Raw genomic sequence first — 14225 nt, forward strand, 5'->3', positions numbered from 1 at the left:
TAAGCTTACCCGTCAAGGCAATTGCCAATAGGCATAAAACTTAACCCATATATCAGTGCGTATCGAATTGTCGCTATGGGAATAAAGCCTTATGCTAAACCGACTTAAGTAATGAAGATTGTTATATCAAGGCGCTCGTTAACCATCATAAATAGGGATGTTTGCATGAAATTAGTCAGCACTGGCCTCGCGGCTTTACTGTGTGTCTCGGTAGTGGGGTGTACCACGCCGAATAGCTTTACCGTTGCCACGACCCAAAAATTGGTACAGCTTGAGCGCAATAAGTCCGATTTGGAAACCAAAGCTTTCACGCTTGCTTCGGGCGATAAGATGGCTTATTTAGAGGGCGGTAATCTCACAGGCGAGCCTTTATTATTAATCCACGGCTTTGGTGGTAATAAAGATAACTTTACCCGTATCGCGGATAAGCTAGAAGATTATCATATTATTATTCCAGATCTATTGGGTTTTGGTGACTCTAGCAAACCGATGGATGCGGACTACCGCGTAGATGCACAAGCCAAGCGTTTGCATGAGCTGCTCCAAGCTAAAGGGTTAGCCTCAGCGATTCATGTCGGCGGTAACTCGATGGGTGGCGGTATTAGCGTTGCTTATGCGGCGATGTATCCCAAAAATGTGAAGAGTGTCTGGCTATTGGACAGTGGTGGTTTTTGGTCGGCGGGCCTAAGAGAAGGCTATGAGGATTTCACCCCCGACAACAACCCGCTGGTGATTAAAACTACCGAAGAGTATTTTAATCTTTATAAGTTGGTGATGTTTAAGCCGCCTTATATTCCAAAAACGGTACAAGCCGTCTTTGCGCAAGAGAACATTGCCAACCGCGAATTACACAAGAAAATCCTAGAGCAAATCGTTGAGGATAATGTGGAAGAACGGGCTAAAGTCCTCGCCAAGAATAATATCCCGACGCTGATTGTTTGGGGTGAAGAGGATATGGTCTTAAAGCCTGAGACGGCTGAATTAATGAAGCAATTAATCCCGAATGCGCAAGTGGTTATGATGCCGAAAGTGGGACATGTGCCGATGGTTGAAGCGGTGAAGGACACGGCTAATGATTATAAGAAATTCCGCGCGGGTTTAGAGAGTAAGTAGTTTTTATTCGCTAGGAATTTAGGCGGTAACTAAAAAAGAAACGTCAGGTGGTCTGGTGTTTCTTTTTTTTGGTTGTGGGGTAGTGGAGAACTTGATTGGCTACAGCGTTGGATGTAGCGTGGGTGCAACCCACGGTTCAACATTAATATAAATCTAATTTTAATAAGAACGGTAGGGTGCGCCCGGCGCACCATGATATGTTGTAGAGTTCAATATAGAGGAATATCATGGGTGTAAACCACGGTTATAAATCTCACTAAATCCGTGGGTTACGCTACGCTAACCACACGCTACGGTCGTTCTTTCTCTAAACTTTGTGTGCACAATAAATTTGCTACAATTTCTGGTGCGTGGAACGCACCCTACGGCTAAAATACCATGCAACCTTGATTAGCGATGAAATAAGCAAAGTTATATAATTCAAGGATATCAGACTTTTTAAACTATTTTATTGATTAGCAATGTAATGAAAGTTACTTAGGCCCAAGAAGGAATATATCGTGCATACCTTTTAGACTCAGGCGCACTAGGATCAAGTTTAATTAGGCCTTGTTCAACACAGTTATTGATTGTTTGTGATACTGAGTTACTACTCGCAGAAGAAATCCCAAAACGTTCTCGTAGAGACTGGTTGGTCATCGGTTTTCTTAGTACATATTGAAGTGCACAGTGTTGATAACAAGCTCTAACTCTATCAGTTCCGTCCATAGCTTTATAAGCTTTAGGTCCATAGATGACAGCAGTAGTCCTTATGTGGCCAGTCAAGAAATCGGGTGCAGGTAATTGCATCACTTCTGCTGCCTCTACTACTCTATCAATTCCACTACTTTTTTCTTCACATATTCCAAAACGACGCATTAAGTCAGCCAAAGACTCGTTTCGAGATTGATAACTATCAATAAACCTGTCTACAGGAACTAATGGAAGTCCAGGGTTTGTAATTTCTACGCGATTACTATATATCTCTACAAAAGGTGAAGTACCTGATATTTGGAAATCTTGATGAATTAAGGCATTAGCGAGGAGCTCTCTTATGACTATTTCGGGTAATAATTTGGTCTCTTTGCGAAGTGCATTTTCAATTATCTCATTTTGTGGTAGCTGACTCATGACATAACTTACTAACCCAGAAAACCCTACTGCATAACCCTTATCCCCTGTTAAATCAGAAATTGTCTTAAGTTTCGATTCGCCATCGTAAAAAATAACCCTAATAGCTTTCCGTTTAACTGTCTCAAATCGCTTTAAGCTTTTAGCGAGAAGGACTGCGGCCATATTTGATATATCATACCCTAGCCCATTTTTCTTAATAAGCGAGTCACTAATAAGTCTGCTTATCACGCCTGTTTGATTCGTAGGATATGGCAGGTTTAGTAGCTCAAAATAACTCTGAGTATCTAAACTATCTATCACATCTTGAGCTGAGACATCTGAGCAAGCTAGGTGTTCTAACCAAATAGGCTGACCTTCATTAAATATAGTTCGCAGCCTATCTTCACTCATAGCGACTAGCTGCTCGCCAGATCTCATCCAATAAGCACCTTGATATTGATATGCGGTACCTCGAGGTCGGCTAGGTATAGTAAAAACAATGATACGTCCATCTGGGTGAATTACTTCATCAAGATCTACTCTGAAACCAAGAACATTAAATATTTTCCCTACAGTTTCATTAGTATCTTGGAAAGCTGAGGTGCCACAGATAGTTCGTGGAAGTTTATCGGTAATACCGAGAATTAAGTGACCACCACCTTCGTTAGCAATTGCCACACAATATTTATAGAGTTTTGTAGAGTCAAATTGGTTCTTTGCTTCTTTGAACTCAAGAATGTTTGTTTCTTTGGGTAGCGAAAGCCAAAACTCGATTTGTTCAATACCGATAGTCATATCTTTCTCATGATCACTTTAATTATAGTGTACATTAAAATTAATTTTTCTAAAAAGATAAAGCTCATTAAGTAATATCTTAAAAATTAAGATTTTGAGTCATAAGCTTTAACTCACTTGATTAAGTATCTCTGAAGTAATTTTATTATAACTAGTCCTAGTAAACATATACTTTACTAGGGAGGAGTTAAAGAAATTAGTCATGGTTTTGAGGAGGCCAAGGACGATGAGTATCACTCTCAATCCATTCTTTGACATAGCCCGTCGGTGGCATCTCCCAGCCCGATTTACCCATAGCTTCTAAGACACGCTTAGTCTCAATCACACGGCCTTTTGCCGTCACGCCTGTGCGTAGCAACGTTGATGAGCAAGGCTTACCCTTCACCCACATCGAATGCTCAAGGTAGATCCAGCGCTCATCTATCGCAACGATATGGGACTTAATCGTCACTTTATCCAATAGGCGAATACGCTTACGGTATTGAATCGTGCTGCCCGCAACCACCATGCTCCAGCGATTTTTCAGCAAGCGACGGCCTAGACCGGTTCTGATAATAAAATCGGTCCGGCCAATATCATAGAGGGTCAAGACGCGACCATTATTCATCTCTAGCATAGGATCGATGTCCGTGAGACTACAGCGAATGTCGACCTCACTGGTATCCGCGAAGTCTAAATATTGGGACTTTTTATTGGTAGCGATGGCAGCGACGATAGACTTGGTATAGCGGAGGTAGGGATACATAGGGCGACTCTAGTGCGTTAAAAGTAGGGACAGAATTCTACCTAAGGTAGCACAGTACTAGCAGGGTATAGAATCCTCTTTGGTAGCTCCAAGGTGTCACACTATTTAGTTGAAATAAAAAAAACGAGCGTTAACTGACGCTCGTTTTGGGAATAGGACAATAACAGTTAAGACGGTATTTTAAAAAGTCGAAAATAAGCTTGTTAAAATTAACGCTGGGTCGCTTTAAAGAAGTCCATTGCCGTCTTCGGGTACCAAGAGGCATCAAACTCTTTCCCTTGGAAGCTCAGAAAGCCAATATGACCGCCACGTTTTGGCTCGCATAGGACGACTTCTGAAGAGGTATCCCCTTGGTCAGGCACAATGCCTAAGAAAGGATCGTCTTTGGCGGTAATAATCAGCGTGGGCTTAGCGATATTGGCCAGATGCGGTAGGGCAGAGGCTTGACGGTAATAATCGTTTTTAGAGCGGTAGCCATGACGCGGTGCGGTAAACACTTGGTCAAACTCGCTGATACGGCGACTGGCTTTTACACCCGCCATTTCTTCAGGGGTCAAATGATGGCCTAAAGCTTTAGAGACGATTGGGTTCAACAAATAAGGCGTATAAACGCGGCGACCAAGCAGACGCTCCATCGCAATCGAGGAGGAGGCTAAGTCTAAGGGAGCAGAGACAATGGCCGCAGCTTCACATAAGGCATCTTCTTGATATTCGCCCATATATTTGCCCAACACATTGCCACCCAATGAAGTGCCAACGCTATAAATCGTCTCGTAGCGTTTTTTCAAATACTCTAATGAGTGATGTACTTCTAAGCTATCGCCCGCATCATAGAATACCTTGCCTTTCACCGGCACACCGCCACAGCTGCGGAAATGGGCGACGACGAAATGCCAGCCTTGCGAATGCACATAGTACGCTAAAGTACGCGCGTAATGGCTCAGGCTGCTGCCTTCCATCCCATGAAACAAGACTACGAGCGGCGTTTTATACTTGTCACCCGCTTTTGGCTTGGGCTCATCGGTATCGTAAAAGTCATAAGCAACTTCGCTTTCATTGAGCGAGTCTAAGGTCAGCTCACGACGATACGGCGGCGCATCGGGCATGATGAATTTAGGCAAGATCGTCTGTAGATGCGTGTTGGCTAACCACAGAGGGGGCTTAAAATTAGACGCTTCAAAGTTTTTTACTATACTCATATAGGGTGTCTTCAGATAATGGGGCAAAGTGGGTGGTACAAAATACGGGTCGGTAGTATCCGTCTGACGGTATCAGCACAGCACAGATAGGTATATAGACAGATAGGAGATAAATTATGATACCTACTGATAATGACAAAACCAACTGTTTTTAGTGTACACATGGTCACTGAGTTTATTTTAACATTAATTCATTGTTATATAGCGTAATTTATTAGAGATTATTGGTAATAGGTCTAACGGTTTAAGATTGCTAAGCTTGCTTAATTGTATTTACCCGAGGGCATGAGGGGCTAATGCCTAAAATACTAGCCTAATCTGCCAATACCTTGCCATCCATCGCAAGCCGTTCCTTCAAAGTGTCGACATCGGCTGCAGGAAGAGAAACAGTTAGGGTGACCGCTTTACTATAAGTCACCTCGCCAATACTGCCGCCCATGTCCTCAACCACATAGCGTACTTGTGATTCGTTGGCAAAATCGGCCGATATTTGCACTTGGGTCATCGGCACATAAGGGGTCAGCCGCATCTCATCGACCGCAGCCTGTGCCGATCCAGCATAAGCCCTTGTTAACCCTCCCGCACCGAGCTTAATGCCGCCAAAGTAACGCACTACAATGACAATCACATTACCGATATTTTTATGCTGTAGGACATTTAATATTGGTCGTCCTGCCGTGCCATTTGGTTCACCATCGTCATCGAAACCAGCACTAGTGGTGTTGTTAGGGTCGCCAATAATATACGCCCAACAGTGGTGCCGGGCATCTGCGTACTTTTCGCGCAGTTGTTCCACGTGAAACATAGCTTGCTCCCGACTGGTGACAGGATAAGCATAGGTAATGAAGTCAGATTTTTTGATTTCAAGACGCGCGGTCACGGGCTGAGCTAAGGTTTGGTAGGTCATAAGGTTTCAATAAACGGTTAGACAGTTAAGGAGTCGTGCTACAGGTAAATGAATGGGGCGATGAGGGTAGGATAGCAAGAGCGTGCGTGCAAGGATATGGTAAACTGACACCATATAAATACAGATAACGGCTGCGATAACCAGCGCGATATTTATCAAGATATCCGTTCTATTGTTTGCAGCCCCCAGTTTACCTATAGGATAGCACAAATGCGCTTAGACAAATTTATCAGTAAGGCCACCGAGCTGTCGCGTAAAGAGGCCAAAAGAGCTCTACATGCGTCAGAAATCACTGTAAACGATGAGGTCATCAAAGACGGCAGCGTGCATGTCGATGAAGTCAATGACGAAGTAATGTGGGCCGGCGAGCCCTTATCGGTCGCGGCAGGTAACCGTTATATTTTACTTTATAAGCCTGAAGGCTTTGAATGTACGCTAAAACCGAAAGAATACCCTATGGTAACGGAACTCATCGCCGTGCCTGAATTGACCAGTTTGCGTATAGCAGGTCGTTTGGATGTAGACACGACCGGGGCGCTGCTGTTGAGCGATGATGGCAGTTGGTTGCACCGCGTGACCAGTCCAAAGCATAAACACGCCAAAGTTTATGAGCTTACCTTGGCTGAGACTATGGATGAAGCGGCGCAAGCGAATGCCGTAGCTAAAGTAGCGCAGGGTATCTTGCTAGATGGCGATCATGAGCCGACCCAACCCGCGACGCTTGAGTTCATCGACGAGACCCATGCCCGTCTCACGCTGACAGAAGGCAAATACCATCAGGTCAAACGTATGATGGGATATTTTGGTAATAAAGTCACTGAGCTGCACCGCGCCACGATTGGCGAGATTACTTTAGAAGGCTTAGAGAAGGGCGATAGTCGCTTTTTGACGGAAGAAGAAGTGGCTTCTTTTTAGCAGCTAAGCTTAAAATGATTTTGGTAGCAAAATCAATACAATGAGGGCACAAGAAGGGACAATCTGAGTCAAAGGGGCAACTTAATCTGCGTATCCTTATCTGAGTCTTATTGACTATAAAGCCATGGATTATAGCCCTATCATGGTGACCCTCTCATTTTCTACAGTTCATTCCCAAAAAGCCGCTTATTAGCGGCTTTTGTTATAACGATGACTGCATTTTTGCAGGCCCATCTACTCGTCTGTGCAGCCATTCCAGGCGGTCGGTAATAAAGGATTTTTTATGATTAAGTCAGTATCTCAGTCAAGCTCTCACAAAAGTGCTCTGGTCGTTGCAGCATTATTATTAGGTATAGGGACGACCGCCAGTTGTGCGGAGCCTGCTACTACGAATAAAGCCGCTAATAGTAATTCAACGGTCAAATTAGCCGCTGGGGTTAGTGCTACTATACCGAAAGATACTGAGCAGAAAATCCGCGCTACCTTAAAGCAAGCCGGCATTAAAAAGCCTATCTTGTCTATCACCCCCTCCCAATTACCGTCGATGTATCAAGTCACTCTGGATGGTTTAGCACCGCTGCATATTACGGCGGATGCGCGTTATGTGCTGCAAGGGGAGCTCGGCCCTAACCCCAGTCCAAAAGCCGCCACGCCACCAAAAGAGCCCGCCAGTCAGACGCAAGCCGGCATGCCCATTAGTAATGCCTTACGCCAGTCTATGCTGAAAAATATGAGTCTGTTAAAGAATATGACAGCCGACATTCCCCTTTATCATACGGCAGTACCAGGGGTGATTTGGGGCATGACTTTCGGTGGTGAGCCCTTCGTGACCAATACGGAGGCTAGTGTCTTTACCGATGGTGAGATTGCCGTGATTGCAAATGGGCAATTTACTGGGATTGATGGTGAGTTTGAAGCCGCCAAAAACCGTCATATCTTTAGCCAGTTGGACGAAGATGAGCTGATTATTTATCCGGCCACGACCGCTGAAAAAGCTGTCGTTTATGTGGCTACCGATATTAATTGTCCGTATTGTCGCCAGTTGCATGGCAATATGGCTGAGCTAAATGCCCAAGGCGTTACAGTCAAGGTTATTGGCTATCCGGTCTACGAAGAGTCTCCTGAGCAGATGCGCCAGATTTGGTGTGAGAGTGATAAGCAGGCACGTCGTAAGGCGTTAGATAGTGCGATGGCAGGCCAAGTGGTACCGAGTACTTGTAGCAGTGCCCAAGAGCAGAGTAATCCTTTGCAAGACAATAAGAAGAAAGCGACCGCACTAGCTGTATTTGCCACGCCATTAATCATCCGCGAAGATGGGGTAATGTATGGCGGTAGCTTTGAGAGTCCTGAGTTTTTAGAGTTTTTAGAGGTAAATTAATAAATTTAAGAAAGCACTAAGCTTAGAGTATTCAATAAAGCTTATATATAAAAGGGTTAGCTCAATTCGAGCCAACCCTTTTTTTTGCTACATAAATGCAGTGTCATGAGTAGAGTGACGCCTGATTACCGTTTAAGGCAGGACCACATCGACAATTTTCCAACCGATTAGCCCTTGGCGCTGCATCTCAAGCGTTAGCGGATAGCCTTTCACTTGTCCCGATAGGGTAAAGCAATTTAAGCCGCAGTAATTTAGCGCTGGTTTAGCACTGTCTTCGCCTTTAGCCGCATTCGCTTGCAACTCTGCCGCTTGTTTTTCCATCATCTGCTCAATTTGACCCTTAATGACCGCATTGACATCGCCACGCTGCATGATGAGCTGCTGAATTAAGTCTTTGAGATCCACCTGATTACTGGCAATGGCCCACGCTGCGGCCAACTCTTTGGTGGCCTGATTGGCCTGACCTTGGGTTTGGATTAACCGTTGGATATTTTGCTCGGTGACCGCGCCATCGACCGACTCGGTGATAAACCCTTCCGCCGCCTTGGTCAACGCTGTGCCACCAAGCTCAGCGACTAGCGGATACTGACTCATGGTATTAGCAAACTTGCCGGTCAGCTGAGTTTTTAGTCGCGGACGCAGCTGCTCGTAATCAATGGCTGCCGCTATCGTCGCCCCATCTCTAGCATCATAAGCGTTTTTCAGCTGATAAGCGGTGTAATAAGGCGAGCCTGCGTAGACTACTATCGCTACGATGAGCAGTAACATGATAAGGGCAGACAGTTTTTTCATAGAAAGAACACCTTGGTCAGCGTGGGCAATACAATAAGGGCAATAGGTCGAGACCGCGGCCCGAAAATGGGCAAAACGTAGCATGAGCTATCGGCATAAACGAGCTGAATTTTAGCATGGTTATTAGCGTGCAGGGTATTAAAACCGTGTGCTCTACATTTGTTAGGCGCTGAGTCATGATGGGTAATAAGCGGGCAACAATCCCTAAATAATTATCGAATAGCGCCCGCTAATCTGGCGTCATAATTACCGTCAATACAAGAGACTAAATAGGCAGTAATAACGCAGAGACTAGAGTTACCTATTTTACTAAAAGCCATTTTTATCTTGTTTTTGCTACGGATTACCTTTAGTGCAAAACTTTTGCTTGATAAATAGGCAGTCAGTCACCATTAATAGCGCAAACTTATATTAATTATTAAGCCAGTAGCCTACGTCAGTCGCGCAAGCTCAGGGAGAGGGTGGGGTAAACGTTGCACGCACTATAGATTTCTATGGTTTGCGTTCACAGAGCCCGCCCTAAATAGCAGTAAATTTTCACAGTCGTACTAGCGAGATATATAAGGTTCCACGTGAAACCTAAAGCTATTGTCGCTGTGACAGTATACCGCTACCAAGACGCCTCATTACTATAATAGTGCCCCCTAGCAGGGTCAGCTCTAGGTATAGATAGCGGACCAGCGTCTGATTTTAGCCCGCCCCGACCGACGTGTTACTGCTTGGATGACAGGAGAGACAATGAGCAAGCGAGATTTTTACGAAATACTGGGTGTTAGCAAAACTGCAGACGAGCGTGAAATCAAAAAAGCCTATCGTAAACTGGCGATGAAGTACCACCCAGATCGCAACTCAGATGACCCTGAAGCCGAAGATAAATTTAAAGAAGCTTCTATGGCTTATGAAGTACTGAGCGATAGTGATAAGCGCTCAGCTTATGATCGTATGGGCCATGCTGCCTTTGAAAATGGTATGGGTGGCGGCGGCTTCGGTGGCGGTCAAGGCAATTTCCAAGATATCTTTGGTGATATCTTTGGTAACTTTGGCGATATCTTTGGCCAAGCTCGTGGCGGTGGTGGCAGATCGCGCCGCGGCTCAGACTTACGTTACGTCATCGAGTTGACTTTAGAAGAGGCGGTGCGCGGCTGTAAAAAAGAAATCAGCTTTTCAGCGCCAGCCCCTTGTGACACTTGTGATGGTAAGGGTGCGAAAAACGCTTCAGACGTGGTTACTTGTCAGACCTGTCATGGTCAAGGCCAAGTGCGTATGCAACAGGGCTTTTTTGCAGTACAGCAAGCTTGCCCTAACTGTGGCGGCTCAGGTCAGCAAATTAAAAACCCATGTAACGACTGTCATGGTAGCGGCGTCAAAGACAAGTCGCGTACCTTGGAAGTTAGCATCCCAGCGGGCGTCGATGATGGCGATCGCGTCCGTCTAGCCGGTGAAGGTGAAGCGGGCGGTGCGGGCGTACAAAGCGGTGACCTCTATGTTGAAGTGCGCGTGAAAGATCACCCGGTATTCACTCGCCAAGGTGCAGATCTCTATATGGATGTCCCAGTCAGCATTACTGATGCGGCTCTGGGCAAAGAAGTCGAGATTCCAACCCTCGATGGTAAAGTTAAGATTAAAGTCGCTGAAGGCACACAAAGTGGCAAATTGCTCCGTGTTCGTGGTAAAGGCGTCACCCCAGTGCGGACTTCTATGAAAGGTGATTTAATCTGCCGTATCATGGTTGAGACCCCAGTCAATCTAAACCGTGAGCAAAAAGATTTACTGCGTCAGTTCCAAGATACTTTGGATGGCGATAGCAAGCACGACCAATCGCCTAAGAAAAAATCGTTCTTTGAAAAGTTAGGAGATTTGTTTGACTAAGCTAAGCTAAGTGCCCGCAAGTTTTAGTTAAGGGTTTTATTTAAGTTTATAGATAGCCCTTAACTAATATTTAGACCTCTAGGTTTCACGTGAAACCTAGAGGTCTTTTTTATACTTTAAAATTTAGGTATAGCGGTGGGGTTTAGATAAGGATTGCCAATATAGCTCTATTTCGAATCATGCTATAGTTGAGCTATTAAATTTAGGGCCGCTATTGGCCTAGTAAAGCTTATATATTTATGGGAATGGACCGAACATGACACAGACAACGAAAGTAGGCATCATCGGGGCAGGCGGGCGTATGGGTCGTATGCTGATTGAGGCCGTGGCGAACAATCCGGCGACCACTTTGGCTGCTGCTATCGAGCGTAGTGGCTCTACTTTGCTTGGGACAGATGCTGGCGAGTTGGCCGGTATCGGTGCGCTAGGCGTTACTTTAACTGAAGATTTGGCCGCTGTGATGGCCGATATTGATGTGCTTATCGACTTTAGCTTGCCGGAAGCTACTGAGCAAAATGTGCAGGTCTGCGCCGAGCATAAGGTAGCGATGGTCATTGGTACCACTGGGTTAAGCGACGCTCAAGAACAAGCGTTGGATCAAGCCTGTGAGCAGATTCCTGTGGTCTATGCGGGCAACTACTCAACTGGGGTGAATCTATCGTTAAAGTTGATAGAAATGGCCGCGAAGGCTTTCGGTGAGACCGCAGATATCGAAGTGTTGGAAGCGCATCATAAGCACAAAGTTGATGCTCCATCGGGGACAGCTTATATGATGGCAAATGCAGCGGCGGATGCGCGCGGTCAGAAATTAAAAGACGTTGCCGTTTATGGCCGTGAAGGGCAAACCGGCGCCCGCGAACCAGGTACGATTGGTATCCATGCCATCCGTGGTGGTGAAATTATTGGTGATCATACCGTGATGTTTATCGCTGATGGCGAGATGGTTGAGATTACCCATCGTGCCCGCGAGCGTATGACCTTTGCTGCAGGTGCCGTACGGGCAGCCTCGTGGATTGTTAGTCAGCCTAAAGGCCGCTTTGATATGCAGGATGTGTTGGGGCTTAAAGGGTAGGTTGGATAGCGCTTTGCTAGGCTACTGGAGGCTCTAAGTGGCTAGCTGCCACAGAGCTGCTTTGCTAATGATAAAAACTCTGAAATGAATAAGGTAGAGGCGCTATGCTAAATAAGAGCTTATCGGCTAGCAACGCTATAATGGTTATAGCCGTTACCAGTGTAGCGGCTATGACGAGCACGGTCTCTACCCAAAGCCATGCAGCCACCAACTACCAAACCTACGTCATCCACACCTACGGCGGTGAAGCGCTCCTTCCCGCTGTGCGGCAGCAATTGGCGGGTACGAGCAGTACTGCAGCCGTTTATCAAGATCGACTCATTCTGCGCACCACTCCAAATGGTTATCAAGCAGTGCAGCAATTGCTGAGCCAAATTGATGGCGTGCCGCAAGCCATAACTGTCGCCGTACGCGTGGGTAAACAAGGTAGCAGCTCAGGCGCTATCCAACAAAATCGCATCATTATTAATAATAAGGGCATTCAGGGCTACGGCAATTACGGCAACCAAACGCAAGCGAGCCAAGGCAGCAGTTTTTACCAAGTGCAGACGCTCTCCGGCAAGCCCGCGAGTATTAGTACCAGTACCTTGCTGTCTTTAGCCAAGCCGTTATTTGTACAACAGCGCTCGGCTTATAATCGCCCCTCTACGCTGATTGTTATCCAAGGCCAGACTTTGGTGACCGCCAGCCAAGGCATTGCCGTGACGCCGCGACTGCTGCCCAACGGCCAAGTGCAAGTCAGCCTCAATCAAGTGGAGGAGCAGCTGACCAATAATAGACGTGCCCCCATTGACTCGCAGCGACTTAATACCACGATCACGCTACCTAAGGGACAGTGGGTGAAGATTGGCAGTATTCGTCAAAGTAATCAAGGCACTGGCTCAGGCATCGGTAGCGGTTGGTCGCAGAGTAGCCAATACGAGTATCCGATTGAGATACAAGTACAGTAGCCCCTGTTTATCCTTTGTTTGTCAATATTTAACTAGCTAAGTTACAGCCAATAAAAAAGCTTACCTCCTAGCGAAGTAAGCTTTTTTTATAACGAGGACTATTTTTACCACAGCTTCTAAATACTAGCGCGTGCCCCAGTAGCCGCTAGTAAAATCTAATCCACATAGACCACTTCTAACGGTGGGAAACCATTAAACTCGATGGAAGAGTACGAGTTGGTATAAGCCCCAGTAGTTAACCAATAAATTTTATCACCAATAGCCAACTCTTCAGGCAATTGGTAGCCAGCTTCTTCGTACATGATATCCGCTGAGTCACAAGTTGGCCCGGCTAATACGACGGTGCCTGCTGCTTTGGAAGTTTCCATAGTAGGCGTATAGATGGGGTATTTAATCGCTTCACCCAAGGTCTCAATTAGCCCTTGGAACATTCCCACATCGGTATAAACCCAACGGGTCAGGTCGGTATGCGATTTGCGAGAAATTAACACCACTTCGCTGACTAATACGCCCGAGCCACCAACCAATGAGCGACCCGGCTCAAGGATAATCTCAGGCATCTCTTCTTCTGCAAAATCATCGGCCAGATAACGCTTGATTTCATCCGCATAGACCTTGATAGAGTTGACTTCACTAATATAATTAGAAGGGAAACCGCCGCCTAAGTTAATCATCTTCAGCTTCACATCTTCTTCTTTATGCATCCAGTCAAAGATGTATTTTACTTTCGCGATAGCGTCGTCCCAAGCGCCCACATCTTTTTGCTGGCTGCCTACGTGGAAAGAGACGCCATACGGCACTAAGCCAAGATTTTTCGCTTGAATCAAGAGGTCGATGGCCATATCGGGGTGGCAACCAAACTTGCGCGACAGCGGCCATTCTGCGGTATCGCTACCTTGGACTAAAATACGGACGAATACTTTAGCGCCCGGTGCATTTTTAGCGATGTTTTTTAAATCCGCTTCTGAATCCGTAGCGTAAAGGTCCACGCCCTTTTCAAAAGCATATTTAACATGCTCAGATTTTTTGATGGTATTGCCGTAAGAGATGCGATCAGCCGCCACGCCGCAATCTAAGACGCGGTCGAGCTCATAGATAGAGGCACAGTCAAAATTAGAGCCGAGCGTGCTAAGTAAATTGATTACTTCGACGGCAGGGCTGGCCTTCATAGCGTAATGAATTTTGAAGTTCGGGAATAACTCTACCATTTCTTCAAATTTACTTTTAATACGGTTCAAATCCACGACCAATAATGGCGTTTCACGACCTTCAGCCGCTTGAGTAAATTTTTGCCAACCGGCTTGGTCAAAATACTTATCGATATTAAACATAGGAGTATCCTTATAGATTTGATACAAATTTTATGATTACTTTGGAGATAGTAATGTTTAACTATTC

12 protein-coding genes are annotated in these 14225 nt (G+C 45.7%); 6 read left to right on the forward strand and 6 right to left on the reverse strand.

Features of this window, described 5'->3' with window-relative positions; genetic code table 11:
* Positions 1–165 precede the first annotated feature (165 nt).
* Positions 166–1113, forward strand: a complete 948-nt coding sequence (locus ACZ2XM_RS03570; RefSeq protein ID WP_490587023.1) for an alpha/beta fold hydrolase — start codon at positions 166–168, stop codon at positions 1111–1113.
* A gap of 477 nt (positions 1114–1590) precedes the next feature.
* Here ACZ2XM_RS03570 and ACZ2XM_RS03575 read toward each other — a convergent pair whose 3' ends face one another.
* The 4 genes from ACZ2XM_RS03575 to ACZ2XM_RS03590 all read right to left on the reverse strand — a co-directional run bounded on the left by ACZ2XM_RS03575 (position 1591) and on the right by ACZ2XM_RS03590 (position 5851).
* Positions 1591–3000: an ATP-binding protein gene (locus ACZ2XM_RS03575; protein WP_490587024.1), complete on the reverse strand. Its 1410-nt coding sequence runs from the start codon at positions 2998–3000 to the stop codon at positions 1591–1593.
* A gap of 196 nt (positions 3001–3196) precedes the next feature.
* Positions 3197–3745 carry an acyl-CoA thioesterase gene (locus ACZ2XM_RS03580; protein WP_490587025.1) on the reverse strand — a complete coding sequence of 183 codons (549 nt, stop codon included), beginning with the start codon at positions 3743–3745 and terminating at the stop codon, positions 3197–3199.
* 209 nt (positions 3746–3954) lie between these two features.
* Positions 3955–4938 (reverse strand): YheT family hydrolase, encoded by a 984-nt coding sequence (locus tag ACZ2XM_RS03585; RefSeq protein ID WP_490587437.1) that lies wholly within the window; start codon positions 4936–4938, stop codon positions 3955–3957.
* A 319-nt stretch (positions 4939–5257) separates the two neighbouring features.
* A complete protein-coding gene (locus ACZ2XM_RS03590) occupies positions 5258–5851 on the reverse strand; it encodes a YigZ family protein (RefSeq protein ID WP_490587026.1) in 594 nt (197 codons plus the stop codon).
* A gap of 210 nt (positions 5852–6061) precedes the next feature.
* Between ACZ2XM_RS03590 and ACZ2XM_RS03595 the strand changes: the two genes are divergently transcribed.
* Both ACZ2XM_RS03595 and ACZ2XM_RS03600 read left to right on the forward strand, forming a co-directional pair.
* Positions 6062–6766 (forward strand): pseudouridine synthase, encoded by a 705-nt coding sequence (locus ACZ2XM_RS03595; protein WP_490587027.1) that lies wholly within the window; start codon positions 6062–6064, stop codon positions 6764–6766.
* A gap of 283 nt (positions 6767–7049) precedes the next feature.
* Complete coding sequence (locus ACZ2XM_RS03600) at positions 7050–8144, forward strand: DsbC family protein (RefSeq protein ID WP_490587028.1); 1095 nt, start codon at positions 7050–7052, stop codon at positions 8142–8144.
* Positions 8145–8276: 132 nt separating this feature from the next.
* Here ACZ2XM_RS03600 and ACZ2XM_RS03605 read toward each other — a convergent pair whose 3' ends face one another.
* On the reverse strand, positions 8277–8936 hold the full coding sequence (locus ACZ2XM_RS03605) for a DUF2939 domain-containing protein (RefSeq protein WP_490587029.1): 660 nt from the start codon (positions 8934–8936) through the stop codon (positions 8277–8279).
* Positions 8937–9674: 738 nt separating this feature from the next.
* Here ACZ2XM_RS03605 and dnaJ point away from each other — a divergent pair.
* The 3 genes from dnaJ (at position 9675) to ACZ2XM_RS03620 (ending at position 12827) form a co-directional block, all read left to right on the forward strand.
* Positions 9675–10805, forward strand: a complete 1131-nt coding sequence (gene dnaJ / locus ACZ2XM_RS03610; protein ID WP_490587030.1) for a molecular chaperone DnaJ — start codon at positions 9675–9677, stop codon at positions 10803–10805.
* Between the two features lie 256 nt (positions 10806–11061).
* On the forward strand, positions 11062–11877 hold the full coding sequence (gene dapB / locus ACZ2XM_RS03615; RefSeq protein WP_490587031.1) for a 4-hydroxy-tetrahydrodipicolinate reductase: 816 nt from the start codon (positions 11062–11064) through the stop codon (positions 11875–11877).
* Positions 11878–11981: 104 nt separating this feature from the next.
* Complete coding sequence (locus ACZ2XM_RS03620) at positions 11982–12827, forward strand: hypothetical protein (protein ID WP_490587032.1); 846 nt, start codon at positions 11982–11984, stop codon at positions 12825–12827.
* A 155-nt stretch (positions 12828–12982) separates the two neighbouring features.
* Here ACZ2XM_RS03620 and ACZ2XM_RS03625 read toward each other — a convergent pair whose 3' ends face one another.
* Entirely contained in the window at positions 12983–14158 is a 1176-nt protein-coding gene (locus ACZ2XM_RS03625; RefSeq protein WP_490587033.1) for a type III PLP-dependent enzyme, read from the reverse strand.
* Positions 14159–14225: the final 67 nt, after the last annotated feature.

The sequence above is a fragment of the Psychrobacter sp. CoH-33_TS_01 genome (genome assembly GCF_058189395.1).

Bases quoted from the DNA above. Each gene is read 5' to 3' on its own strand.
- ACZ2XM_RS03570 (WP_490587023.1), top strand. From the start codon at position 166: ATGAAATTAGTCAGCACTGGCCTCGCGGCTTTACTGTGTGTCTCGGTA.
- ACZ2XM_RS03575 (WP_490587024.1), bottom strand. From the start codon at position 3,000: ATGACTATCGGTATTGAACAAATCGAGTTTTGGCTTTCGCTACCCAAA.
- ACZ2XM_RS03580 (WP_490587025.1), bottom strand. From the start codon at position 3,745: ATGTATCCCTACCTCCGCTATACCAAGTCTATCGTCGCTGCCATCGCT.
- ACZ2XM_RS03590 (WP_490587026.1), bottom strand. From the start codon at position 5,851: ATGACCTACCAAACCTTAGCTCAGCCCGTGACCGCGCGTCTTGAAATC.
- ACZ2XM_RS03595 (WP_490587027.1), top strand. From the start codon at position 6,062: ATGCGCTTAGACAAATTTATCAGTAAGGCCACCGAGCTGTCGCGTAAA.
- ACZ2XM_RS03600 (WP_490587028.1), top strand. From the start codon at position 7,050: ATGATTAAGTCAGTATCTCAGTCAAGCTCTCACAAAAGTGCTCTGGTC.
- ACZ2XM_RS03605 (WP_490587029.1), bottom strand. From the start codon at position 8,936: ATGAAAAAACTGTCTGCCCTTATCATGTTACTGCTCATCGTAGCGATA.
- dnaJ (WP_490587030.1), top strand. From the start codon at position 9,675: ATGAGCAAGCGAGATTTTTACGAAATACTGGGTGTTAGCAAAACTGCA.
- dapB (WP_490587031.1), top strand. From the start codon at position 11,062: ATGACACAGACAACGAAAGTAGGCATCATCGGGGCAGGCGGGCGTATG.
- ACZ2XM_RS03620 (WP_490587032.1), top strand. From the start codon at position 11,982: ATGCTAAATAAGAGCTTATCGGCTAGCAACGCTATAATGGTTATAGCC.
- ACZ2XM_RS03625 (WP_490587033.1), bottom strand. From the start codon at position 14,158: ATGTTTAATATCGATAAGTATTTTGACCAAGCCGGTTGGCAAAAATTT.